This is a genomic window from Peteryoungia aggregata LMG 23059, assembly GCF_030814435.1.
Lineage (GTDB): Bacteria > Pseudomonadota > Alphaproteobacteria > Rhizobiales > Rhizobiaceae > Allorhizobium > Allorhizobium aggregatum.
Map to the genome: position 1 here is coordinate 1 of NZ_JAUSUW010000003.1, position 22075 is coordinate 22075.

The following is a 22075-nucleotide window of genomic DNA, read 5'->3' on the forward strand; positions in this document are numbered from 1 at the left end:
TCGTCGCCACCGCCGCCCTCAATCGTGTCCGCACCCGTGCCGCCGATGAGGATGTCATTGCCCTCGCCGCCGGAGAGCCAGTCATTGCCGTCGAGGCCGCTCAGCATGTCGTCGCCGTCACCGCCCGTCAGGACATTGGCCAGCGTGTTGCCCGTGCCGGTGAAGTCACCGGAGCCGTCGTAGGTCAGGTTCTCGACATGCCCACCCAGCGTATAGGCCGACAGCGTCGTGAACACCGTATCCGTGCCCGCCGACACCAGTTCCGTCACCACGTCACCGGTATTGTCGACATGGTAGCTGTCATTGCCGACGCCGCCCGCCATCGTGTCGGCGCCCGCCTCGCCATCGAGCAGGTCGTTGCCGATCCCGCCCACAAGGCTGTCATTGCCGAAACCGCCGTAAAGACGGTCATTGCCCGCCGCACCATCAAGCACATCCGCGCCGATACCGCCCGTCATCGTGTTGGCATCGGCACTGCCGACACCCTTGAAGGCTCCGGTGCCGACATAGGCCAGATTGTCGACATAGGCCGACAGCGTGTAGCTCGATGCCGTCACCCGCACCAGATCGGTGCCGCCGTTCACCGCTTCCGTGATCACGTCCTTCGCCGAATCGACAAAATAGGTATCGTCGCCCGCGCCGCCGCTCATCTGGTCGTTGCCGGTGCCACCGTCGAGGATGTCGTTTCCGTCGCCACCCAGCAGCGTGTCATCACCAGCAGCTGCGAGAAGGGTATCATCCCCGGCCAAGCCGCTAATCACATCGTTTCCGGCGCCAGCTTCAAGCCGGTTTGCCAGTATGTTGCCGGTAAGCCGGTCACTCCCGGCGCCAGTGATCGCATTTTCGATCCACGCACCGCGGGCAATCGAAATGTTCAATGTCATACTGTTGCCAGATGAGAAGGACCCCGGAGCCAGATTGACCACACTGGCAGCGCTCCAGCCGGACAGATTCAGTGTATCGTTGCCGTCGGCATCCCATATGCAGAGGATCGGGTTGCGATTCTGATTGAAATCGAAAATCGCGGCGACAGCCCCGGTGACATTGGAGCCGAAGCCATAGACGGTATCTCCGGTGCGCGTCGTCGTATCGGCGCCGTAAATGCTCTGAATGGCCATGATGTCATTCATCATGGGCGTCTGCGGACTGTAGAGCTTCTTGTCCGCACCGACCCAATCAGCCCAAGCCACAAGGCCCTCGCCATTCGCTTTTCCGCCCCCCCAAGACGGACCGAAGTAGGACATGATCGAGTAGACGGTCGAGTCCTGATAAGACGACGGCCTTGCTGCCGTACCGTTATAGTCGCCCATATGCTCTAGGCCGATCGCATGCCCGATTTCGTGGACGAAGGTGGCAAAGCCATGCGCCCCGATCGTCGGTGTCACAAGATCATCAGTGCCATATGCCGAGTCGTAGGTGCGGTTGAACCACACCGTTCCGACGCCAGGGTAGTAGGCATGAGCGTAATCGACGCCAAACGTTGCATTGCCGAACTCAATATCGCTCTCGTACCAGAAGCTGGCTGTATCGAGCTGCACGAAGCTTGGCGCGATCAACTCGTCCCAGAGGGTAAGCGCGAGCACTGCGGTCACCTGCTGGGTGGCATTCAGCGCCGAGAAACCGCCCTCGCTGTCACTAGGATAGACATACGTGCCCCAGACCGTGGTCGGGAACGAATAGGTGATGGTCGAACTGGTCCAGCGGTAACCCGAATTCAGCTGATCGATGACTTGTCGGTCGGTCCAGGAAGCGAGGGCCATAAATGTATTGTTCCAAAATCAATTGAGATCAACGGCTTCACGCACTGCAACAAAGTGCAGTCGACAGCCAAGAATTGCTTCGGAGACAAAGAAATGCAACCCTGATCACATCAGGGATAACAAATAAATCCATATAGCGAGGAAGAATGGCGCACCCGAAGAGATTCGAACTCCTGACCCCCAGATTCGTAGTCTGGTGCTCTATCCAGCTGAGCTACGGGTGCGTGCCAACTGACTGTCCGTCGGCGTGTGGCGATCCTCTAAAGCGGGACGATCAGGATTGCAAGCGCCCTTTTCGAAAAAAGAGTCATTTTCCTGTCATGCATGTCGCCGGGCAAGGTCAGGCGCGGGCGCGCCAGTCGTCCAGAGCCACTGGCCTGTCGGGGATTTCGACACGGAACATGGTGCCGGGGCCGGGCTTTTCCACAAGCGCAATTGTTCCACCATGGGCGATCACCAGTTCGCGCGCGATCGCCAGCCCGAGTCCCGTGCCGCCGGAGCGGGCCGAGCCGCGGAAGGCGGCAAACAGGTTTTCGCGCGCCTTGCGCGGCATGCCCGGCCCCGTGTCGTCAACGACGATCGCCACCACGGAGCCGGTACGCTGAGCCGACACGGTGATGCGCCGCACATGATCCGGATCGTCCGGCGTGAAGCTCGCAAGCGCCTGGACCGCGTTACGACAGATATTGTGAATGATCCGGAAGAGCTGCTCGCTGTCGGCATCCACCTCGATATCGACGCCGACGCTGTCAACGAATTCGATTTCGGCCTCCGGGCTCAGATGCAGGAGGTCTCTCACTTCCTGGCAGAGTTCGGACAGGAAGAAACGTCGGCGGCGCGGCTCTGCCTCGCTGGTCTGGCCATAGGAGAGAACCTCGCTGGTGTAGCCTACCGCCCGGTCGATGGTGCGCAGGAGCTTTGGCGCAAAGCTCTTGACGAGCGGGTCGTCGACATCGACCAGCCGGTCCGACATCAGCTGGGCCGAGGCCAGGATGTTGCGCATGTCATGATTGATCTTGGAGACGGCGAGCCCAAGGTCGGCAAGCGTCTTCTGCTGGCGAAGCGTCTTCTGCAACTGATCCTGCATGCGCGACAGATGACGTCCGGCGACGGCGATCTCGTCGTTGCCTAGGGTGTTGGGCAAAACACGTGTCGGGTCCTCCGGGTTTTCCGCAAAGACCTGCATGCTGCGAGCGAGCCGACGCACCGGCATGATCATCACCCGGTTGATCGCCAGGAACATCAGGAAGGCGGTGATCACCGATATGATCAGCGACACGACCAGAATGTTGCGCGCATAGCCAAGCATGGCCTTTCGCAACGGCCCCTCGTCCATGACGATTTCGACGATTACATCGGGATCCTCGCCAATCGGGCCATAGACCCGCAGCAGCCGGTCGCCGCCGAAGATCAGCGTGTAGAAGGCGTCGCGGATGGAACCCAGTTCTGAATAGTCCGCCAGATCGAAGGCGGCATCGACTTCGTTCGGCATCTCGGTGACGGCGAGCAGGCGCGACGTGCCGTCCTTGCGCAGTACGATCGCCTTGGTACCGGTGGTGGCGAGCGTATCTTCCTGAACGGCGCGCGGCAGTTCGAGCGGCTGCAGGCCATCGATCACCACGCCGGCAGCCGCCGCCGTATTCAGGCGGTCCTGCAGCCATCGCTGGCGCATAGTGGCGACCGAGGGCGCGAAGATCAGGATTTCGGCGAGCATGACGAAGGCGATCGTCAGCCAGAGAAGCTTGCCGGAGAGCCCCCGGATGCGGGACGGCATGGTGTAACCTCCGGAGAGGTCGGCCTGCAGATCGTTGTCCTGCCGGTCGTACATCAAGTCTCGTCCTGTCGTCCCTGTCCCCTGCCTGCCGATCCCGGTTGCCGAGGCATTTATCGAAGACCAGTCTATCGCAGTGCGGCAGCGCTTACCACGCTCAACGCACGAAGAAACATGAAAGTTTGGTCATGTAAACGAAGGAAAGCCTGTGGCGGATGTGTGCCGCCATACCATTTTTTCCAGGCAGTTGAAGGCATGTAACGCCTTCTGTCCCCGCTGATTGACTCGCGGCGCACCTGACACTATAAGCCGCGCACGTTCGGAAACAGGCGCCCGGCGGCGCTTACCCGTGCGACGAACCAAAACGCTGTTGCAATTTGCACATCCAAGAAGGGCCGCACACCGCGGTATTAAATAAATGTCGAAGCGTACTTTCCAGCCTTCCAAGCTTGTTCGCAAGCGCCGCCACGGCTTCCGTGCGCGTATGGCCACCAAGGGCGGCCGCCTTGTCCTCAACGCACGCCGCGGTCGCGGTCGCGCCAAGCTCTCGGCCTAAGGGCCGGATGAGCCCGACGAGATGACGGGCCCATGACGTCCACGGACTCCAAAAAACCTGTCGGCCGGCTGAAAAGCCGGCCCCAGTTCCTCGCCGTCAGGCACGGCGAAGCGCGCAAGGGTCGCACATTCCTGCTGGAAGTGCTTGATCACAACAATGATGCGCCGCCCCGCGTGGGCTTCACGGTCACCAAGAAACACGGCAATGCAGTGGAACGAAACCGCATGCGGCGCAGGCTGAAAGAAGCCGTGCGACTGAATGCGGCGTTTGCAATGCAGCCGGGACACGACTATGTCATTGTCGCCCGGCGCGAGGTGCTGGACATTCCGTTCGATCAATTGTCCCGGCAGTTGATCCACCGCATCGAAAACCGCCAGACGAACAACACCCGGTCCCACAAGACCGCTCCCAGGAAAGAGTGATGCAGAACAACCGCAACTATTTCATCGCGATTGCCTTATCGGTGGTGATCGTCCTCGCCTGGCAGTTCTTCTACATGAACCCGCGCATCGAGGCACAGCGCCTGGCGCAGGAAGCCCAGATCGCCCAGCAGCAGGCCCAGGCCGAGCAGCAGGCAACCAGTCCGGCGGCGACCGTGGAGGGAAGTCTGCCGGCGGGAGGAGCCGCCAATGCGGAAGCAAGCCGCGAAGCCGCCGTCGCCAAGACGGCGCGCGTTGCCATCGAGACCCAGGATCTGGCCGGCTCGATCAACCTGACCGGCGCCCGTCTCGACGATCTCAAGCTGAAGGAGTATCGCGAGACCGTCGATCCGACGAGCCCGATCGTCACGCTTTTCAATCCCGCCGAAACGCGGGATGCCTATTTCGCCGAACTCGGCTTTATCGGGGGCGAGAATGCCGGCTCGGTTCCGGGCCCCAATACCGTGTGGACTGCCCCGACCGATGCAAAGCTGACCGAGACGACGCCGGTCACGCTGACCTACACAAACGAAGCCGGCCTGACATTCAATCGCACGATCTCCGTCGACGAACATTACATGTTCACGATCGAGGACACGGTCGTGAACAACGGTACGGCCGCTGTGAGTGTTGCTCCCTATGGTCGCGTCACCCGCTACAACAAGCCTTCGACACCGTCGATCTTCGTTCTGCATGAAGGCTTCCTCGGCGTCCTTGGCACCGAAGGCAGTCTCGTCGAGCATGACTATAGCGACATCGAGGAAGCCGCGGTGACGAACGCCAAGGCAACCGGTGGCTGGCTCGGGATCACCGACAAGTACTGGGCTGCATCGCTCATCCCGCAGCAGACTCTGCCCTACGAGTCACGTTTCTCCTATTTCACCGATGGTCAGGCCCGCTTCCAGGCTGACTACAAGAACGATGCCGTCAGCATTCCGGCCGGCCAGAGCACCTCGGTCAAGACCCTGCTGTTCGCCGGTGCAAAGCAGGTTCCGGTCATCGATGCCTACGAGGCCAATCTGAACATCCCGAAGTTCGACCTGATGATCGACTGGGGCTGGTTCTACTTCATCACCAAGCCGATGTTCCACATGATGGACTACTTCTTCCATCTCGTCGGCAATTTCGGCGTGGCCATCCTGCTCACCACCATCGTCGTCAAGCTGCTGTTCTTCCCGCTTGCCAACAAGCAATACGCCTCCATGGCCAACATGAAGCGCGTTCAGCCGAAGCTCGAAGAGCTGAAGACCAAATTTGCCGACGACCGGATGGGCCTGCAGCAGGCTATGATGGCGCTCTACAAGGAAGAGAAGATCAATCCGGTCGCCGGCTGCTGGCCTGTCATCCTGCAGATCCCGGTCTTCTTCGCCCTCTACAAGGTCATCTACGTCACGATCGAAATGCGCCATGCGCCGTTCTTCGGCTGGATCCAGGACCTGTCCGCACCCGATCCGACGACCTTCATCAACCTGTTCGGCCTCCTGCCTTTCGAGGCACCGACCTTCCTGCATCTTGGTGTCTGGCCGATCATCATGGGCGTCACCATGTGGGTACAGATGCGCATGAACCCGACGCCGCCGGATCCGACCCAGGCCATGCTGTTCAACTGGATGCCCGTGATCTTCACCTTCATGCTCGGCACCTTCCCCGCCGGTCTGGTGATCTACTGGGCATGGAACAACACGCTGTCGGTTCTGCAGCAGTCGATCATCATGAAGCGCCACGGCGTCGAGATCGAACTCTTCACGAACATCGGCAAGCTGTTCCGGCGCAAACCCGCCCAGACCAAGTAAGCTCGAAAGCCCCGGTCCAGCCGGGGCTTTCTTTTTGTCGTCCGAGATAACATCATGACAAGCTCCCCATCCGCGACGACCCGTTCCTGGCTCGGCATCGCCCTCGTTCTCGGCGCCGCAGTCGCTTGGAGCTATGGCGGCGCGATCCAGCGCTTCATCGGGGTTACGGACGGCTGGACGATCGTCTTCTGGCGTTGCCTGTTTGCGGGGCTCTTTCTCCTCGCCTTCATGCTTGTCCGGGACCGCATCGACGGCACGATCCGTCTTTTCCGTGCCATGGGTTGGCCCGGTTTCTTCATCGCCGTCGGCTTCGCCCTTGTTTCCACCTTCTTCGTGCTGGCCGTGACGATGACGCCGGTCGCCAATGTCGTGCTGTTCATGGCGTCCATCCCGTTGTTTGCCGCACTTCTCGCCCGGATCGTTCTCGGAGAACCCATCACGCCGATCACCTGGGGCGCCATCGCTGCGGTGATCCTCGGCGTCGGCGTCATGGTCTCAGCCTCGATCGGCGAAGGCGGCTCGGTGCTCGGGCTAACGCTTGCCGCCGCCATCCCTGCGATCTTTGCCGGCATGACCGTGCTCACCCGCCGCTATCCCGGCATCCGGATGACACCGGCTGCCTGTGGCGGCTCGTTCATCGCATCCGCGATTGCCGCCACCCAAGCCGGCGCCTTTGCCGTCGGCGGGCAGGACCTTGCGCTTCTCTTCTGCTTCGGCGCGCTCAATCTCGGGCTCGGCATGGCGCTCTATGTCACCGGGGCGCGCATGATCCCCTCGGCGCTCGCCGCCCTCATCGGGACTGCCGAGATGATCCTCGCCCCGGTCTGGATGGTGATCCTGCACAACGAGATCCCCTCCGGTCGCACGATCCTCGGCGGCGCACTCGTCATGGCCGCCCTCTTCACCTATCTCATCAGCCACATGCGGCCTGCCCGCCCAGGCTCAAATCCGGCTGCGACTTGACTTTGCCGCGCAAAACCCGGATTTGACCCGTTCAAGAGAGGCCATTGCCATGCGCGACCCCAATCAGAGAAGTGACTATCCCTTGTTCGTCCGTCCGTGGATCTTCATCCGCGGCGTGCCATCGATGGAATTCCTGCCGCCGGAAGGTCCGCTCGAAGTCGCCTTTGCCGGCCGCTCGAATGTCGGCAAGTCGTCGCTGATCAATGCGCTGGTCGGCCAGGCCGGCCTTGCCCGCACGTCGAACACGCCCGGTCGCACCCAGGAACTCAATTACTTCGTGCCCGACGGCTTTTCCGGCCAGATCGGCGACCTGCCGCCCATGGCGCTGGTCGACATGCCCGGCTACGGCTATGCCCAGGCGCCCAAGGCACAGGTCGATGCCTGGACGAAACTGGTCTTCGATTACCTGCGCGGTCGCGCGACGCTGAAGCGCGTCTATGTGCTGATCGACAGCCGCCACGGCATCAAGGCGAATGACGACGAGGTTCTGACCCTGCTCGACAAGGCGGCCGTCTCCTATCAGATCGTGCTGACCAAGACCGACAAGATCAAGGAAGCCGGCGTGCCCAGGCTCATTGCCGAGACACTGGAAAAAATCAAGAAACATCCAGCTGCCTTCCCGGAGGTTCTCGCGACGTCTTCCGAAAAAGCAGACGGCCTCGAGCAATTGCGGGGCGCAATCACCGAGGCCGTCAAACTGGGCCAGTGACGCTTACGCGCCTGACCTGACATCCGGGGGCGTTGCCGCCCCGTCCGCCTTACATCTTCGGCAGGATCACCGCGTCGACCACGTGGATGACGCCGTTCGACTGCTTGACGTCGGCGATGGTCACGGTCGAGACGCCACCGTTCTCGTCGGTGAGCGTGACCTTGCCGTCGGCAGCCTTGGCCTTCAGCACGCAACCGCCAACGGTGGTCACATCGGCTTCACCGCCATTGTCGGAGATCATCTTGACCAGCGCCTCGGCCATGACATTGGCCGCGACAACGTGGCAGGTCAGGACCTTGGTCAGCTGTTCCTTGCTTTCCGGCTTCAGAAGCGTATCGACCGTGCCGGCCGGCAGCTTGGCAAAGGCGTCGTTGGTCGGGGCAAACACGGTGAACGGACCGGCGCCCGAGAGGGTTTCGACGAGGCCTGCTGCCTGGACGGCGGCGACGAGCGTCGTGTGATCCTTCGAGTTGACGGCGTTTTCGACGATGTTCTTGGTTTCGAGCATTTCACCACCGCCGACCATCGGATTGGCGGCATAGGCTGCGGCAGCGCCGGCCAGGATGGCTGCGGAGAATGCGAGCGGGCGAAGAGCGGTCTTGAACATTACGGTTTCCTCTTATCCTTGGTGTTCGCGATCGTGTCCCAGGTTTCGGGCGGGACATCGGGGGGCGTTCCTCAACGGGAACACCTCAAAGGACGGTGGGCCGTTCAATTAAGTTTCAGGCGGCTCGAAAAATTCGGCCGCCTGAAAATCAAACCTTTGATGTTATGAGATAGTTTATTCATCAGGGCCGTACTTCGCCGAGCGCCACCGGCGTGACGGCGAGGCGCCCGGAATTCCCGTCGTAACGGGCGTGCAGCGCGATCGCCTGATTCTCACCGGCAAGATCCGCCGTCAGCGCGACTTGAGGTTTCGGGCGGATGCGTTCGGCATAGTCGAACCCGACGAAGAGGCCGAGCGCCGCAATGGAGGCAAAACTTAAGCCCCGCCAGAGGATCAGCGAGTTCCACAGGCTGTCCTTGACGGCTGCGACGCTGGCCGGCGAGGCAAAAAGCCGATCCTCGATCCCGGAGAGCAAATGATCCGGGGCTGCGACTTCGGCGTAATCATCATTGAACTGGGTGAGATTTTCTTCCCAGCGCTTGACCATGGCGGCAAACGGCCTGTCGTGGCGCAGGCGCGCTTCGACCTTTTGTCGCTCGGTTCCGCCGAGGACGCCCAGGACATATTCGCCCGCGAGAACTTCGTCCCGCGACCGGTCTCCCTTGCTCTGGTCAGGCGTGCTCATCCATGCACTCTCTCAGTTTCAATAGGCTGCGCCGCAGCCATGTGCGCATCGTGTTCAGCGGAACGGCGAAATGATCCGCCAGCTCCTGATAGGACAGTCCCTCGACATAGGCCTGGCGAACCGCAAGCGCCCTGTCAGGATCCAATGCCTCCAGGCATGTGTCAATCCGGCCACCCTCGGATCGGAGCATCGCATGCTGCTCCGGATCCGGCGCCAGATCCGCCAGATCGATCGCCGCCTCGATGTCTTCCCCCTGCGGTCGACGCGCTCGGAGGCGATCGATGCAGTGGTAGCGAACGATGGCGCAAAGCCATGGATAGGCGTTGGCGCCGTCGCCCGTATAGCTGCCGGCCTTGTGCCAGATCTTGACGAACACATCCTGGAGCGCCTCTTCGGCCTCTCCCCTGTCTTTGAGCATACGGATGCAGATGGCGAAAAGTTTCGCCGAAATGCGACCATAGAGCAAGGAAAAGGCGTTCCGGTCCCGCAGGGCAACCCGGGCCAACAAACCGCCGATGTCGTCGCGTTCCATTCAGCCCCCTCACGCAGTCGGCCATGATATAGCGCGGCATCATCAGCGGACAATGCGACGAGAAGAAGAAGCTTGTCATGTGTCGCTTATATTGCCGCGCAATTATTCCCTCCGTCGCAGGGATGCGCTAAAAGGCCGCGATCCACAGTGAGGTTTCCCATGTCAGCTTCCGAAAGCGAAACGCAGGCTCGGCTTCTCGCCCAGGCCCTGCCCTTCATGCAGCGCTATGAAAACAAGACCATCGTCGTGAAATACGGCGGGCATGCCATGGGCAATCCCGAGCTCGGCAAGGCCTTTGCCGCCGATATCGCACTTCTGAAGCAGTCGGGCGTCAATCCGATCGTCGTGCATGGCGGCGGCCCGCAGATCGGCGCCATGCTCGCCAAGATGGGCATCGAATCACGCTTCGAAAACGGCCTTCGCGTCACCGACCAGAAGACGGTCGAGATCGTCGAAATGGTCTTGGCCGGGTCGATCAACAAGGAAATCGTCGCGCTGATCAACCAGACCGGCGAATGGGCGATCGGTCTTTGCGGCAAGGACGGCAACATGGTCTTTGCCGAAAAGGCGCAGAAGAAGGTCCGCGATCCCGACAGCAATATCGAGCGCGTGCTCGATCTCGGCTTCGTCGGCGAAGTTGTCGAAGTGGACCGCACGCTGCTCGACCTGCTAGCCCGGTCCGAAATGATCCCGGTCATCGCCCCCGTCGCCCCCGGCCGTGACGGCGCGACCTACAACATCAATGCGGACACCTTTGCCGGGGCCATTGCCGGTGCGCTCAATGCCTCGCGCCTGCTCTTCCTGACCGACGTACCGGGCGTGCTCGACAAGGACGGCAAGCTGATCAAGGAACTCTCGGTCGCCGAAGCGCATGCCCTGATCGCCGACGGCACGATTTCCGGCGGCATGATCCCGAAGGTCGAGACCTGCATCGAAGCCATCAAGGCCGGTGTCCAGGGCGTCGTCATCCTCAACGGCAAGACCGCCCATTCCGTGCTGCTTGAGCTCTTCACAGAGACGGGTGCGGGCACGCTGCTCGTTCCCTGAACTCGACAATCCAGGTCGCTGCCGGTCACTCGATCGGCAGCGGCCTTTCCAGCTTTTCGCTTCCTGGCGTCACCGTGCGCATGGAGAGAACGGCGATCAGCACGATCGCATAGGCGACAAAGTTGTAGATGAGGCCGAGCGCCAGACCCTCGGCATAAACGGCCTTGCCGCTAAGGCCTTCCGCCGCATTGCGCGCCAGATCAGAAAAGAAGATCTCGCTGACGATGGCAATTCCAAGTGCGCTGCCCACCTGCTGGATCGCCTGAAGCGCGCCTGATCCGCCGCCGGCATCCTGCGGCGGCACGCCAGCCAGGACGAGCTGGAACATCGGCGCAATCGCGATGCCCATGCCGAGCCCGCTGAGCAAGAACCAGGGCAGAAGCGCCATGCGGTCGATACTCTCGCCGACCGACTGGATCTCCGCCCGCAGCAGGCCCATACCGACGATAACCATCACCACGCCGACCACGACGCGTATGCGCGGGGTGATGTTGCCGAGACGACCTGAAATCAGCGAGGCGATGAAGATGCCGACGGAAAAGGGCACGGTGGTCATGCCCGATTGCAGGGGCGTCAGGCCATAACCCTGCTGCAGGAACATTGCGAGGATCAGGAAGAAGCCGGGCAAGGTTGAGAAGAAGGTCGCCGTCATCAGCGAGCCGATGACATAGTTACGGTTCTTCATCAGCGCGACCGGCAGAAGCTCCGGCGCCTTCAGCTGGTGCTGGCGCCGCTCCCAGAGGCCGAAGGCTACCCCAAATGGAATGGCCATGGCGAGCATCACGAAGCACCAGACGGGCCAGCCGAAGCCACGCCCCTCGATCAGCGGGAAGATGACGCAGAAGATAGTTGCGGCGGCGAGCGCTATCCCGCCGAAGTCGTTCTTGAGGCCGGGCTTGCCTGGAAGCGCGGGGATCAGCCTCCAGCCGAGCAGGATCGTGACAATCCCGACCGGGATATTGATGAGAAAGATCGGCCGCCAGCCGAGATCGAAAAGGTTGAGCGCAATCAGCCAGCCACCGAGGATCGGGCCTGATACGGCCGCGAGCCCGGCGCTCAACCCGAACAGCGAAAAGGCCGCCGCCCGTTCCTTCGGTGGAAACATCATCTGGGCAATCGCCAGCACCTGCGGCGTCATCACCGCGGCTCCCGCACCCTGCAGGAGACGGGCTGCCACCAGCCAGCGGATATCGGGCGCCAGGCCACACAGCAGCGATGCCGACGTGAAGGCCACGACGCCTGCCAGAAACACCTGCTTCTTGCCCCGGACATCGCCGAGGCGCCCGAACGGAAGCAGCCCGAGCGCAAAGACCAGCACATAACCGGCCACCACCCATTCGATCTGGCTCGAGGTCGCGCCAAGTTCGGATTGCAGGCTCGGCAGCGCCACATTGACGATGGTAACATCGAGCAGATTCATGAAGTTCGCCAACATCATCACCAGAAGCGCCGTCCAGCGTTTCGGGTATGGATGCGCGGCGTCGGCGCTGACCGTTGGTGTCGCGGGTGTCTTGGTGTGCACTTTTGTCTCCCCGCCCTCTGCGCGCTTGTGCCGTCCGGTGTATCGCGCAGCGGGATGGGTCGCAACGGGGCAAAGGGTGACCCCCATGGTGAAGCGGCGCGCGCGGGGTCCCATCTCCCCACCTGTGGGGGAGAAAGCGAAATCGAGGAATTAGCCCGATCAGGGCTAAACCTCAGATTTCGCAAGAGGGGGGCTCGGTAAGGTATTTCCAACCACACCAATCCCCTCACCGGGACAATCTGAAGTTTAGGCGGCTTTCGCTCGCCTAAGCCTTCGATTTTCCATCCTCTCCCGCAGGGGGAGAGGAAACTTGCCCTCACACCAGCACCAGCAACAGAACCCCGAACACGATCAACACACATCCGGCAATCTCGAGCCGGTTGATCCTCTCCTTGAAGAACAGCACTGACGACGCGAAGGTGAAGAGCATCTCGACCTGGGCGAGCGCCTTGACCACCGCCACCTGCTGCAGGGTCATCGCCGTGAACCAGCCGAAGGAGGCGGTGGCACCGACGAAGCCGACGAGGGCGCTGACTTTCCAGGCGGAACAGACGCGGGTGAGTTCCGCCCGGTCGCGCCAGGCCATCCAGACCAGCATCGACAGTGTCTGGATGGTGATGACAACGCAGAGCGTGTAGCCGGCCTGAACAAGTGCGTCGGGCACCGGAAGGCTCGGGGCGAGCGACAGCGAAGCGGTGCGGTAGGAGATCGCGGAGATGCCGAAGAAGAAGCCGGAGGCGAGGCCGATGAGGGCGGTGGGGCTTCCGACCGAGGTCAGCAGGCTTGCCGGCGTGAAGGTGGTGCGCGCAACCGAGATCAGCATCACGCCGAGGATCGAGACGAAGATGGCGGCTGCCGTGCCGAGGCTAATGGTTTCCCCGAAGAGGAGAAGAGCGATCAGCGCGGCCTGGGCCGGTTCGGTGCGGGAGTAAGCGGTTCCGACAGCGAAGTTTCGGAAGGAGAAGAGGTGGACCAACAGGAATGTTGCACTGATCTGCGCCAGCGCCCCGATGACGGCCCAGATTGCGAAGGTCAGGCCCGGGACCGGTAGTGGCCTTCCGAGGCCAAGATGCAGGATGGCGAGATAGAGGAAGGCGAAGGGCAGGCCGAAGCCGAAGCGGACAAAGGTCGCGCCTGTTGTGCCCATCCGGCCTTTCAGATGTTTTTGCAGCGTCGAACGCAGGTTCTGCAGGAAGGCACTGCCAATCGTGATGATGGCCCAGAGTTCCATGGGAGAGTGTCCAGAAAAGCCGCAGCGCGGGGATGTCGGCTTGCGGCGGAGTTGGGAAAGGGTGGCGGTTTGGCCATGAGCGCTTGGGGCGCGCGCGGGCCGGTTGGCTCAGCCCTGACGGTGGCGAATGGTGCCCGAGTGCACCGGATGGAAGCGCGCAGGCAGACGCTTGCGGTCCTGCAGGACCACGACCCGTTCCATTGCCGCAATCGACATCTTCTTTCCCATCTTTTCCAGATAACACTTCCCGAAGCAGCGACCAATGCTAATTAGAGGCCGAAGCGCATAGCGGCGGCCTGCATTCCGCAGCCGCCCAGCACTGCCCCAAGAGGACCTGATGAACAGCCCAGCCAAGATCCCCTCGCCCGCCGATTTTGCCCATGTGCGCGACTGGGTCTTCGACCTCGACAACACGCTCTATCCGCATCACATCAACCTTTTCGCACAGATCGACACGAACATGACCGCCTTCGTGTCCGAGCTTTTGCAGCTGGAGCCGGCCGAGGCGAAACTTCTGCAGAAGCGCTACTATCACGAACACGGAACGACGCTGGCAGGCCTGATGCTGCATCACAAGGTCGATCCGAACGCCTTTCTGGAACGCGCACATGCGATCGACTATTCGGCGCTTCTCCCCGACGAGGCGCTGGGCTCTGCGATCAAGCAGCTGCCGGGTCGCAAATTCATCTTCACCAATGGCACGGTGGCGCATGCGGAAGCGGCCGCCCGGGCACTCGGCATTCTCGACCATTTCGACGACATCTTCGATATCGTGGCCGCCGACTATGTGCCGAAGCCGGCGGGTGCCACCTACGACAAGTTCGCGAGCCTCAACCGGATCGACACGAAACATGCCGCGATGTTCGAGGATCTGCCGCGCAATCTGATGGTGCCGAAGGCGCTCGGCATGAAGACCGTGCTGCTGGTGCCGCGCAATCTGGGCACGGCGATCCTGGAAACCTGGGAGCGGGTCGAACATGTCGACGCAGAGACCGTCGATTATCTGACCGACGATCTCACCGGGTTCCTGCAGGCTCTCTTCCCTCAGCGCTCGTGAGCAAAAGCTTACGAAAGTTTCATGCAGCTTACCGAGAGTTAAGTAGGGCCTGAGCCTTGCCGCCGCTACGGTCATTCCATCGAAGCAGTTACTCGAAAGGATACCCGAATGAACGGCAAGACCCTGACGCTGGCCGCCGTGGCAGCCTCTCTCCTGATCGGCACGACCGCCGGCGGCGCGTTTGCGCAGGACCGCGGCGAGCGCCGTGGCGGCCCCGGCCGTGGCGGTCCGGAAGTGATGTTCGTGCAGATGCTGCAGCAGTATGACACGAACAAGGATGGCAAGATCAGCAAGGATGAGGCGACCGCCGCGAGCACCGCGCTCTTTGCCGCCGCCGACGCCGACAAGGATGGTGTGCTGACACCGGGTGAAATGCGCCAGCATCGTGAAGCCATGCGCGAAGAACGCAAGGCAGCTATGGAGGCCATGCGGGCGGAACGCCAGGCGGAGCGCGAAGCGGCGAAGGCCGATGCGCCGCCGCCACCCGGTGGCGCACCGCAGGAGCAGGCAATGAACGGCGACGGTCCCGGTCGGGATGGCCGAGGCCATGACGGCAAAGGACATGACGGCAAGCGCCATGGCTGGCATAACGAGCGCGCCGATCGCGGCGAGGATCGCGGTGGCCGAGACGGCATGCGCGGCGAGGGCCGGATGATGCGGGTGGCCGATACCGACGAAAACGGCCAGATCAGCCAGGCGGAAGCGACCGCCATGGCCGACAAGATGTTCACCCGGATGGACCGCAACAAGGATGGCGTCATCAGCGCCGACGACATGCCGAAGCGGCCGGTCATGTTCCGCTGATCGGAAGATCAGCACACCAGTGGAAGAAGCGAACGGCCCTTTATGGGGCCGTTTCGTCGTTCAGGTCGTAGAAGTCGGCGATGATCTTCCAGGCTTCTTCGGCTGTTTCGGCAAACTGGAAGAGGTCGAGATCCTCAGGCGCAATCGTGCCGAAGGCAGCGAGTGCTTCGAAATTGATGATATCCTCCCAGAAGGCACGGGAGAACAGGATCAGCGGGATCGGCGCCATGCGCTTGGTCTGGATCAGTGTCACCGTCTCGAAGAGTTCGTCCAGGGTGCCGAAGCCGCCGGGAAAGATCGTGATCGCCTTCGCCCGCATCAGGAAATGCATCTTGCGAATGGCGAAGTAGTGGAAGTTGAAGCTGAGCTCCGGCGTCACATAGGGGTTCGGCGCCTGCTCGTGCGGGAGCACGATGTTGAGGCCGACCGAGGGCGCGCCGACTTCAGACGCGCCACGGTTTCCGGCTTCCATGACGCCCGGGCCGCCACCGGTCACCACGACATATTCGTGGTAATCCATCTTCTTGGCCTGGGCCGAGCAGAGCTGGGCAAACTTGCGGGCCTCTTCGTAATAGATCGAGGCGTTTTCCAGGTTCTTCTTCTGAATGTCGTTCTTCGCTGCCCAGGCAGCCTGGCCTGGGGCAGGAATGCGCGCACCACCGAACATCACCACCGTCGACTTGATGTTGCGCTCGGTGAGGATCATCTCCGTTTTCAACAATTCGAGCTGAAGGCGAACGGGGCGGAGCTCCTCGCGGCAGAGGAATTCGTCATCGACATAAGCAAGCGTGTAGGAGGACGAAACTGATTGCGGGGTACGCGGAATGACCTCAGCCGTCTGCTTGTCGGTCGAGCTGTCCTTCAACGGATCCCAGGATCCGTCCTTGCGCCTGTGCTTGCCGTTCTTCCACCGTGCCATGCCTCTTCCTTTCCCAAGCCCAGAGCTCCGCCGGCTGTTTTCTTCCAGCCCTTTATGCGCTAGAGCTTTGCGCGAATTTTCGATCAGATCCTGATCGTTTCCATCCCCACGGTAGACAACGAAGTTTAAGGAATTCAGATGAGCGCCTCCGATCTTACCCAGCTCGAACACGTCATCGAAGCGGCTTTCGACAACCGCGATACGGTTTCGACCACCACCACGGGCGAGATCCGCGATGCGGTCGAAACGGCGCTCAACCTCCTGGACAGCGGCAAGGTTCGCGTCGCAGCCCGCGGCGAAGATGGCACCTGGACCGTGCATCAGTGGCTGAAGAAGGCCGTACTCCTCTCCTTCCGCCTGAACGACATGGAAGTCGTCAAGGGCGGCCCGGGCGCCTCGACCTGGTGGGACAAGGTGCCGTCGAAGTTTGAAGGCTGGGGCGAAAGCGAATTCCGCTCGGCCGGCTTCCGCGCCGTTCCCAATGCTGTCGTGCGCCGCTCGGCCTACGTTTCCAAGGGCGTCGTTCTGATGCCGTCCTTCGTCAATCTCGGCGCCTATGTCGGTGAGAACACCATGGTCGACACCTGGGCAACCGTCGGCTCCTGCGCCCAGATCGGTGCCAACGTGCATCTCTCCGGCGGTGTGGGCATCGGCGGCGTGCTCGAGCCGCTGCAGGCTGGCCCGACGATCATCGAGGACAATTGCTTCATCGGCGCGCGTTCGGAAGTCGTCGAAGGCTGCATCATCCGCGAAGGCTCTGTTCTCGGCATGGGCGTCTATATCGGCAAGTCGACCAAGATCGTCGATCGCGCCACCGGCGAAGTGATGTATGGCGAAGTGCCGCCCTATTCCGTCGTCGTCGCCGGCTCGATGCCCTCGGGCAATGCCGTCATGGCGAACGGTCTGCCGGCGCCGCATCTCTACTGCGCCGTCATCGTCAAGCGCGTCGATGAAAAGACCCGCTCGAAGACTGGCATCAACGAATTGCTGCGCGACTGATCCATCATGTCCGGACCGGGGCAGGAGACATCGGTCGGCTGGGCGCTCTTCCAATGGGACGGGCGCATCGGTCGGCGTGTCTTCATCCTCGGCTCGGCCTTCTGGATGATGGTGAATGCGGGCCTTGTCGCGCTCGCCACAGCGCGCGGTTCGGATGAAACGTTGACCATGGAACTGCTGTCGCTGTTCTTTGCCTCGATTGCACTCTCGATGGTGTCGCTGATCATGCTCGGCATCAAGCGGCTGCATGACATAGGCCTGCCGGGCATCGGGGCCGCGCTGCTCGTCATACCCGCCTTTTCACTGATCGTTTTCTTTCTTCTCTGTGTGTGGCCTTCGTCGGCCACATCCAATCGCTACGGCCCAGCGTCAAACGAGCGCGCCGGCTGAGCATCGTGCATGGGTGACAGGCCCGAGCGGATCGGCTAACACTCGCTGATCCTCAAGTTGCCCTTCCGGTCCTGAACCGGCATGCGGCCATTCCCGTATCAGTGTCCATGACCGCTACAAATCCCGTCGACGTTCTCCAGGCCCTCATCCGCTGCCCATCCGTCACGCCTGCCGAGGCCGGCGCGCTCGATGTGCTCGAAAACCTCCTGTCCCAGCTCGGCTTCACGGTCGACCGGATGGTGGCGAAGGACCAGGACACACCCGACATCGAAAACCTCTATGCGCGCGCCGGAACGGATGGACCGCATCTGATGTTTGCCGGCCATAGCGATGTCGTGCCCGTTGGTGCCGAGACGGACTGGAGCGCTGGCCCGTTCTCCGGCGATATCAGAGACGGCATGCTTTATGGCCGTGGCGCGGTCGACATGAAGGGCGGGATCGCCTGCTTCATCGCCGCCTATGCGCGACTGGTCGAAGCCGGCAAGGTACCGAAGGGCTCGGTCTCGCTGCTGATCACCGGCGACGAAGAGGGCCCTGCCGTAAATGGCACGGTCAAGCTGCTCGAATGGGCAGCGGAGCGTGGCGAACGCTGGGATGCCTGCCTGGTCGGCGAGCCGACCAATCCAGATAGCCTCGGCGACATGATCAAGATCGGCCGGCGCGGCTCAGTTTCGGGCACAGTGACGGTCAAGGGCGTGCAGGGTCACGCAGCCTATCCGCATCTTGCCGACAATCCGGTGCGCGGCGCGCTGTCGCTGGCGAAAAGCCTGATGTTCCCGGCCTTCGACACTGGCACGGAGAACTTCCAGCCGTCGAACCTCGAAGTCACCACCATCGACGTCGGCAATGCGGCGACGAACGTCATTCCGGCTTCGGCGCGCTTCAAGTTCAACATCCGCTTCAACGACGTCTGGACTGCCGATAGCGTGAAGGCAGAAATCATTCGCCGTCTCGATGCGGCTTCCGTTGATCCCGAGCTGCGGCCGGACCGGGCTGCGATCGGCTACGACATCATTTGGTCGGAACGGCCGAGCCATGTTTTCCTGACCCGCAACAATGCGCTGATTGCCTCACTGTCGGGCGCAATCGAGACGGTGACCGGCAAGACGCCGAAGCTCTCGACAACAGGCGGCACGTCGGATGCACGGTTCATCAAGGATTACTGCCCGGTCGTCGAATTCGGCCTGGTGGGGCAGACCATGCATATGGTCGACGAGCGGGTCGCCGTCTCGGATCTGGAAACGCTGACCGTGATCTACCAGACCTTCATCGAGCAGTGGTTCGCCCATGCCGACGCTTAAGGAGGTCGAGTTCTATCTCAAGGGCCTCTGGCTGCTGTTCAAGCAGGATCCATCAGGCTTTGCCTATCTCGACTTTACCGATCGGGGCGCGATGCGCTCCTTCTGGGCGATCCTCTGGGCGCTGCCCGCGATCCTGATCTCCTTTGCCTGGTGGCGCCTGCTCTATCTGCAGGGCCTGCCGGAGGGCACGGAGACGGGCGCCCTGTTCTTCTTCCGCCTGGCGCTGGTCGAGGCGTCCAACTGGCTTTTCCCGCTGATATTGCTCGGCATTCTGTGCTGGATGGTCGGGATCGGCGAGAAATACGCATCGATGGTCGTGGCGATCAACTGGCTCGCCGTGCCGGTATCCTATTCCTACGGCCTGCTGGTGCTGTTGATGATGTTCTTGCCAGCGCTTGCCGGTGTCGTGGCATTCCTGTGGCTCTTGTTGATGATCACGCTGATCGCGGCTCTTTTCCGCATCGTCAGGATGATCGTAGGCGACCAGTTGCTGATGGTCTCGACCATCATCATGGTGCTACTCGTGCCGTCGATGATCATCGCGGAAGTGCTGGAACGCTATCTCGGCGTCTATCCAGGCTGAAAATGCATCTCAGCCGCGGAACGGCTCGTCGCCTGGATAATCCACCCTCATGAAGAACAGCCCCTCGGGCGGCGCGACCGGTCCGCAGGCCGCACGGTCGCGGGCGTCGAGTGCTGCGCGCACATCTGACGGTGTCATCTTGCCCTCGCCCGCCAGCTTCAACGTGCCGGCGAAGGAGCGGATCTGGTTGTGCAGGAAGCTCTGGGCGGTTGCGCGGATCTCGATGAGTTCACCGGAGCACGTGACATCCAGGCGATCGAGCGTCCTCACCGGGCTCTTCGCCTGACAGTGGGCGGAACGGAAGGTGGTGAAGTCGTGGTGACCGACGAGCTGCTGGGCAGCTTCGTGCATGGCCTCGGGATCGAGCGGCTTCGGCACCCACCACGCGCGCTTGTCCTCCAGCGCCAGGCGCGCCGGACGGGTGATGATGCGGTAGAGATAATGGCGGCGGAGCGCCGAGAAGCGGGCGTCAAACTCGTCCGGCACCGCCTGGACATCGAGCACGGCGACCTGTTCGGATGCCATTGCCAGGTGGGCATTCAGCGCATTGCGCAGCTTGTGTGGCACCCAGTCGCGGGAGAGATCGGCATGGATCACCTGGCCCATGGCGTGCACGCCGGAATCGGTGCGGCCGGCACCCCGGATGACCACGGTCTCACTAGTCAACGACAGGATCGCCTGTTCGAGGGCGGCCTGGATGGAATGGCCGTTCTCCTGGCGCTGCCAGCCCACATAGGCCGAGCCATCATATTCGACGGTCATCCGAAAGCGGGGCATCAGGCGATCACCGTGCCCTTGGGTAAGGGCGTGCCGCGCAGGAATTCCTCCGCGCTCAACGCCTTGCCTCCGGCCTTCTGGAGACGCACGAGGCTGACCGCGCCCGCACCGCAGGCGATCGTCAGATGATCGTCAAGTGCCGTCCCCGGAGCGGCGAGCGTCCCCTCCCCTTGAACCAGATGCGAGGCAAGAAGCTTGACCCGCTCAAGCTTGCCGCCGACCTCAATCTCGGTCCAGGCGCCCGGAAAGGGAGAGAGGCCATGGATGTGGTTGTGGACCGCAGTGGCCGGGCGGGAGAAGTCTACACGGGTCTCGGCCTTGTCGATCTTGGCGGCATAAAGCACGCCCTCTTGCGCCTGAACGACCGTTTCCAGCGTACCGGCTTCGAGCCTCGCCATGGCCTCGACCATGGCTTCGGCGCCGACAATGCTCAAGGCGTCGTGCAGTTCGCCGGCAGTCATATCGGGGCCGATCGCGACCTTGCGGGTGAGCGCGACGGGGCCGGTGTCGAGGCCCTTGTCCATTTTCATCACCATCATGCCGGTTTCGGCATCGCCGGCCATGATGGCGCGCTGGATCGGTGCTGCACCCCGCCAGCGCGGCAGCAAAGAGGCATGGCCATTATAGGCCCCGAGCCGCGTGCCGTTGAGGATCGCCTCGGGCAACAGAAGGCCATAGGCGACGACGACGGCGACGTCGGCGCCCAAGGCGACGAAAGCTTCGCGATCGGCGGGATCACGGAAATTCAGAGGGTGACGAACCTCTATGCCGAGGTTTTCGGCCGCCTGATGAACCGGGGATTTCTGCAGGTCGAGGCCACGGCGACCACCGGGACGGGGCGGCTGCGAATAGGCCATGACAATCTGGTGGCCCGCCGCATGCAGCGCTTTCAGGGTCGCGACGGAAAAGTCCGGCGTGCCCATGAAGATGATGCGAAGTGCCATCGTGTCTGCCTTCAAGCGCGGGTTAAATGACGCCCAGAGCATTCCCGGCGAAAACGGAGACGCCGTCAATGCTCTATCATTTTGTTTTTACGCAATTCCGAACGCAAAACCGCTTCGCACTTTTGTTGGATTTGCTCGATATCAGATCTTCTGACGGGCGGCCTTGGTGAACCTCTTGATCACCATCTCGCGCTTCAGGCGGGAGATGTGATCGATGAAGAGCACGCCGTTCAAATGGTCGATCTCGTGCTGAAGGCAAGTGGCGAGCAGGCCGTCAGCCTCCGTCAGCTGTTCCTTGCCGTCACGACCGATCGACTTCACCGTGATTGCGGCCGGGCGTTCGACCTCGGCATAATAGTCCGGGATCGACAGGCAGCCTTCCTCATAGACCGAGCGCTCGTCGGAGCTTTTCAGGATCTCGGGATTGATGAAGACGAGCGGCTTTCGCCCCTCGTCCTCCTTCGACAGATCAATGACGAGAAGCCGGCGCGGCACGCCGACCTGTATTGCGGCCAGGCCGATGCCGGGCGCCTCGTACATGGTTTCGAGCATATCGTCGATGAACTGCTCAAGCTCGGCGTCAACGCGCTCGATGGGCGCGGACACCTGGCGCAGCAGGGGATCGGGCAGGATGATGAGAGGCTTGATGGTCATGGCCTCCCTTAGCGCAAGTTCCAGACGGAGGAAACGGAAAAAACGCTTCCGT

23 protein-coding genes and 1 tRNA gene are annotated in these 22075 nt (G+C 61.9%); 12 read left to right on the forward strand and 12 right to left on the reverse strand.

The annotated features are described in order from the left end of the window. The 3 genes from J2045_RS05150 to J2045_RS05160 all read right to left on the reverse strand — a co-directional run. On the reverse strand, positions 1-1760 hold a 1760-nt coding region (locus J2045_RS05150; protein WP_307370121.1), incomplete at its 3' end, for a M10 family metallopeptidase. Positions 1761-1907: 147 nt separating this feature from the next. After that, a tRNA-Arg gene (locus J2045_RS05155) sits at positions 1908-1984 on the reverse strand. A 116-nt stretch (positions 1985-2100) separates the two neighbouring features. Next, positions 2101-3534, reverse strand: coding sequence for a HAMP domain-containing sensor histidine kinase (locus J2045_RS05160; protein ID WP_246699950.1), 1434 nt, complete (start codon positions 3532-3534; stop codon positions 2101-2103). Positions 3535-3949: 415 nt separating this feature from the next. On the opposite strand from J2045_RS05160, the gene rpmH reads away from it, so the two are divergent. The 5 genes from rpmH to yihA are packed head-to-tail and all read left to right on the forward strand — an operon-like array spanning position 3950 to position 7971. Next, on the forward strand, positions 3950-4087 hold the full coding sequence (gene rpmH / locus J2045_RS05165) for a 50S ribosomal protein L34 (RefSeq protein WP_102020813.1): 138 nt from the start codon (positions 3950-3952) through the stop codon (positions 4085-4087). A gap of 32 nt (positions 4088-4119) precedes the next feature. Next, the gene (gene rnpA / locus J2045_RS05170) at positions 4120-4509 is read left to right on the forward strand and encodes a ribonuclease P protein component (protein WP_166602541.1); all 390 of its coding nucleotides are present in this window, start codon (positions 4120-4122) and stop codon (positions 4507-4509) included. After that, positions 4509-6299, forward strand: coding sequence for a membrane protein insertase YidC (gene yidC, locus J2045_RS05175; RefSeq protein WP_370872993.1), 1791 nt, complete (start codon positions 4509-4511; stop codon positions 6297-6299). The genes rnpA and yidC overlap by 1 nt, the downstream gene beginning before the upstream one ends. A 54-nt stretch (positions 6300-6353) precedes the next feature. Next, positions 6354-7262, forward strand: coding sequence for a DMT family transporter (locus J2045_RS05180; RefSeq protein ID WP_307370128.1), 909 nt, complete (start codon positions 6354-6356; stop codon positions 7260-7262). Between the two features lie 49 nt (positions 7263-7311). After that, positions 7312-7971, forward strand: coding sequence for a ribosome biogenesis GTP-binding protein YihA/YsxC (gene yihA / locus J2045_RS05185; protein ID WP_307370131.1), 660 nt, complete (start codon positions 7312-7314; stop codon positions 7969-7971). Positions 7972-8020: 49 nt separating this feature from the next. Here yihA and J2045_RS05190 read toward each other — a convergent pair whose 3' ends face one another. The 3 genes from J2045_RS05190 to J2045_RS05200 all read right to left on the reverse strand — a co-directional run bounded on the left by J2045_RS05190 (position 8021) and on the right by J2045_RS05200 (position 9795). Then, positions 8021-8578 (reverse strand): fasciclin domain-containing protein, encoded by a 558-nt coding sequence (locus J2045_RS05190; RefSeq protein ID WP_166602537.1) that lies wholly within the window; start codon positions 8576-8578, stop codon positions 8021-8023. 181 nt (positions 8579-8759) lie between these two features. Beyond that, a complete protein-coding gene (locus J2045_RS05195; protein WP_307370135.1) occupies positions 8760-9263 on the reverse strand; it encodes an anti-sigma factor in 504 nt (167 codons plus the stop codon). After that, positions 9250-9795 carry a sigma-70 family RNA polymerase sigma factor gene (locus J2045_RS05200; protein WP_307370138.1) on the reverse strand — a complete coding sequence of 182 codons (546 nt, stop codon included), beginning with the start codon at positions 9793-9795 and terminating at the stop codon, positions 9250-9252. Before J2045_RS05200 ends, J2045_RS05195 begins: the two co-directional genes overlap by 14 nt. Before the next feature lie 159 nt (positions 9796-9954). Here J2045_RS05200 and argB point away from each other — a divergent pair, with 159 nt between their 5' ends. Next, a complete protein-coding gene (argB, locus tag J2045_RS05205) occupies positions 9955-10842 on the forward strand; it encodes an acetylglutamate kinase (protein WP_307370141.1) in 888 nt (295 codons plus the stop codon). A 25-nt stretch (positions 10843-10867) separates the two neighbouring features. Here argB and J2045_RS05210 read toward each other — a convergent pair whose 3' ends face one another. Together J2045_RS05210 and J2045_RS05215 are read right to left on the reverse strand one after the other, a co-directional pair. After that, the gene (locus J2045_RS05210) at positions 10868-12364 is read right to left on the reverse strand and encodes an MFS transporter (protein WP_307370143.1); all 1497 of its coding nucleotides are present in this window, start codon (positions 12362-12364) and stop codon (positions 10868-10870) included. A gap of 316 nt (positions 12365-12680) precedes the next feature. Continuing rightward, on the reverse strand, positions 12681-13595 hold the full coding sequence (locus J2045_RS05215; RefSeq protein ID WP_307370145.1) for an EamA family transporter: 915 nt from the start codon (positions 13593-13595) through the stop codon (positions 12681-12683). A 337-nt stretch (positions 13596-13932) separates the two neighbouring features. Between J2045_RS05215 and J2045_RS05220 the strand changes: the two genes are divergently transcribed. Further along, on the forward strand, positions 13933-14652 hold the full coding sequence (locus J2045_RS05220) for a pyrimidine 5'-nucleotidase (protein WP_307370148.1): 720 nt from the start codon (positions 13933-13935) through the stop codon (positions 14650-14652). A 108-nt stretch (positions 14653-14760) separates the two neighbouring features. Further along, positions 14761-15456 carry an EF-hand domain-containing protein gene (locus J2045_RS05225; protein WP_307370150.1) on the forward strand — a complete coding sequence of 232 codons (696 nt, stop codon included), beginning with the start codon at positions 14761-14763 and terminating at the stop codon, positions 15454-15456. Positions 15457-15496: 40 nt separating this feature from the next. Here the strand turns inward: J2045_RS05225 and J2045_RS05230 are convergent, their stop codons facing one another. Continuing rightward, positions 15497-16375 carry an LOG family protein gene (locus J2045_RS05230; protein ID WP_307370153.1) on the reverse strand — a complete coding sequence of 293 codons (879 nt, stop codon included), beginning with the start codon at positions 16373-16375 and terminating at the stop codon, positions 15497-15499. Between the two features lie 138 nt (positions 16376-16513). Here J2045_RS05230 and dapD point away from each other — a divergent pair, with 138 nt between their 5' ends. The 4 genes from dapD (at position 16514) to J2045_RS05250 (ending at position 19648) form a co-directional block, all read left to right on the forward strand. After that, on the forward strand, positions 16514-17374 hold the full coding sequence (gene dapD / locus J2045_RS05235) for a 2,3,4,5-tetrahydropyridine-2,6-dicarboxylate N-succinyltransferase (protein ID WP_307370155.1): 861 nt from the start codon (positions 16514-16516) through the stop codon (positions 17372-17374). Between the two features lie 6 nt (positions 17375-17380). Next, entirely contained in the window at positions 17381-17764 is a 384-nt protein-coding gene (locus tag J2045_RS05240) for a DUF805 domain-containing protein (RefSeq protein WP_166602527.1), read from the forward strand. 107 nt (positions 17765-17871) lie between these two features. Further along, positions 17872-19065 carry a succinyl-diaminopimelate desuccinylase gene (dapE, locus tag J2045_RS05245; protein ID WP_307370159.1) on the forward strand — a complete coding sequence of 398 codons (1194 nt, stop codon included), beginning with the start codon at positions 17872-17874 and terminating at the stop codon, positions 19063-19065. Further along, entirely contained in the window at positions 19052-19648 is a 597-nt protein-coding gene (locus tag J2045_RS05250) for a hypothetical protein (protein WP_307370162.1), read from the forward strand. The genes dapE and J2045_RS05250 overlap by 14 nt, the downstream gene beginning before the upstream one ends. A 9-nt stretch (positions 19649-19657) precedes the next feature. On the opposite strand, the gene truA is transcribed toward J2045_RS05250, so the two are convergent. The 3 genes from truA to def form a co-directional block, all read right to left on the reverse strand. Then, on the reverse strand, positions 19658-20425 hold the full coding sequence (gene truA / locus J2045_RS05255; protein WP_307370164.1) for a tRNA pseudouridine(38-40) synthase TruA: 768 nt from the start codon (positions 20423-20425) through the stop codon (positions 19658-19660). Further along, the gene (fmt, locus tag J2045_RS05260) at positions 20425-21369 is read right to left on the reverse strand and encodes a methionyl-tRNA formyltransferase (protein ID WP_307370166.1); all 945 of its coding nucleotides are present in this window, start codon (positions 21367-21369) and stop codon (positions 20425-20427) included. Before fmt ends, truA begins: the two co-directional genes overlap by 1 nt. Before the next feature lie 141 nt (positions 21370-21510). Further along, a complete protein-coding gene (gene def, locus J2045_RS05265; RefSeq protein ID WP_307370169.1) occupies positions 21511-22023 on the reverse strand; it encodes a peptide deformylase in 513 nt (170 codons plus the stop codon). Between the last annotated feature and the right edge of the window lie 52 nt (positions 22024-22075).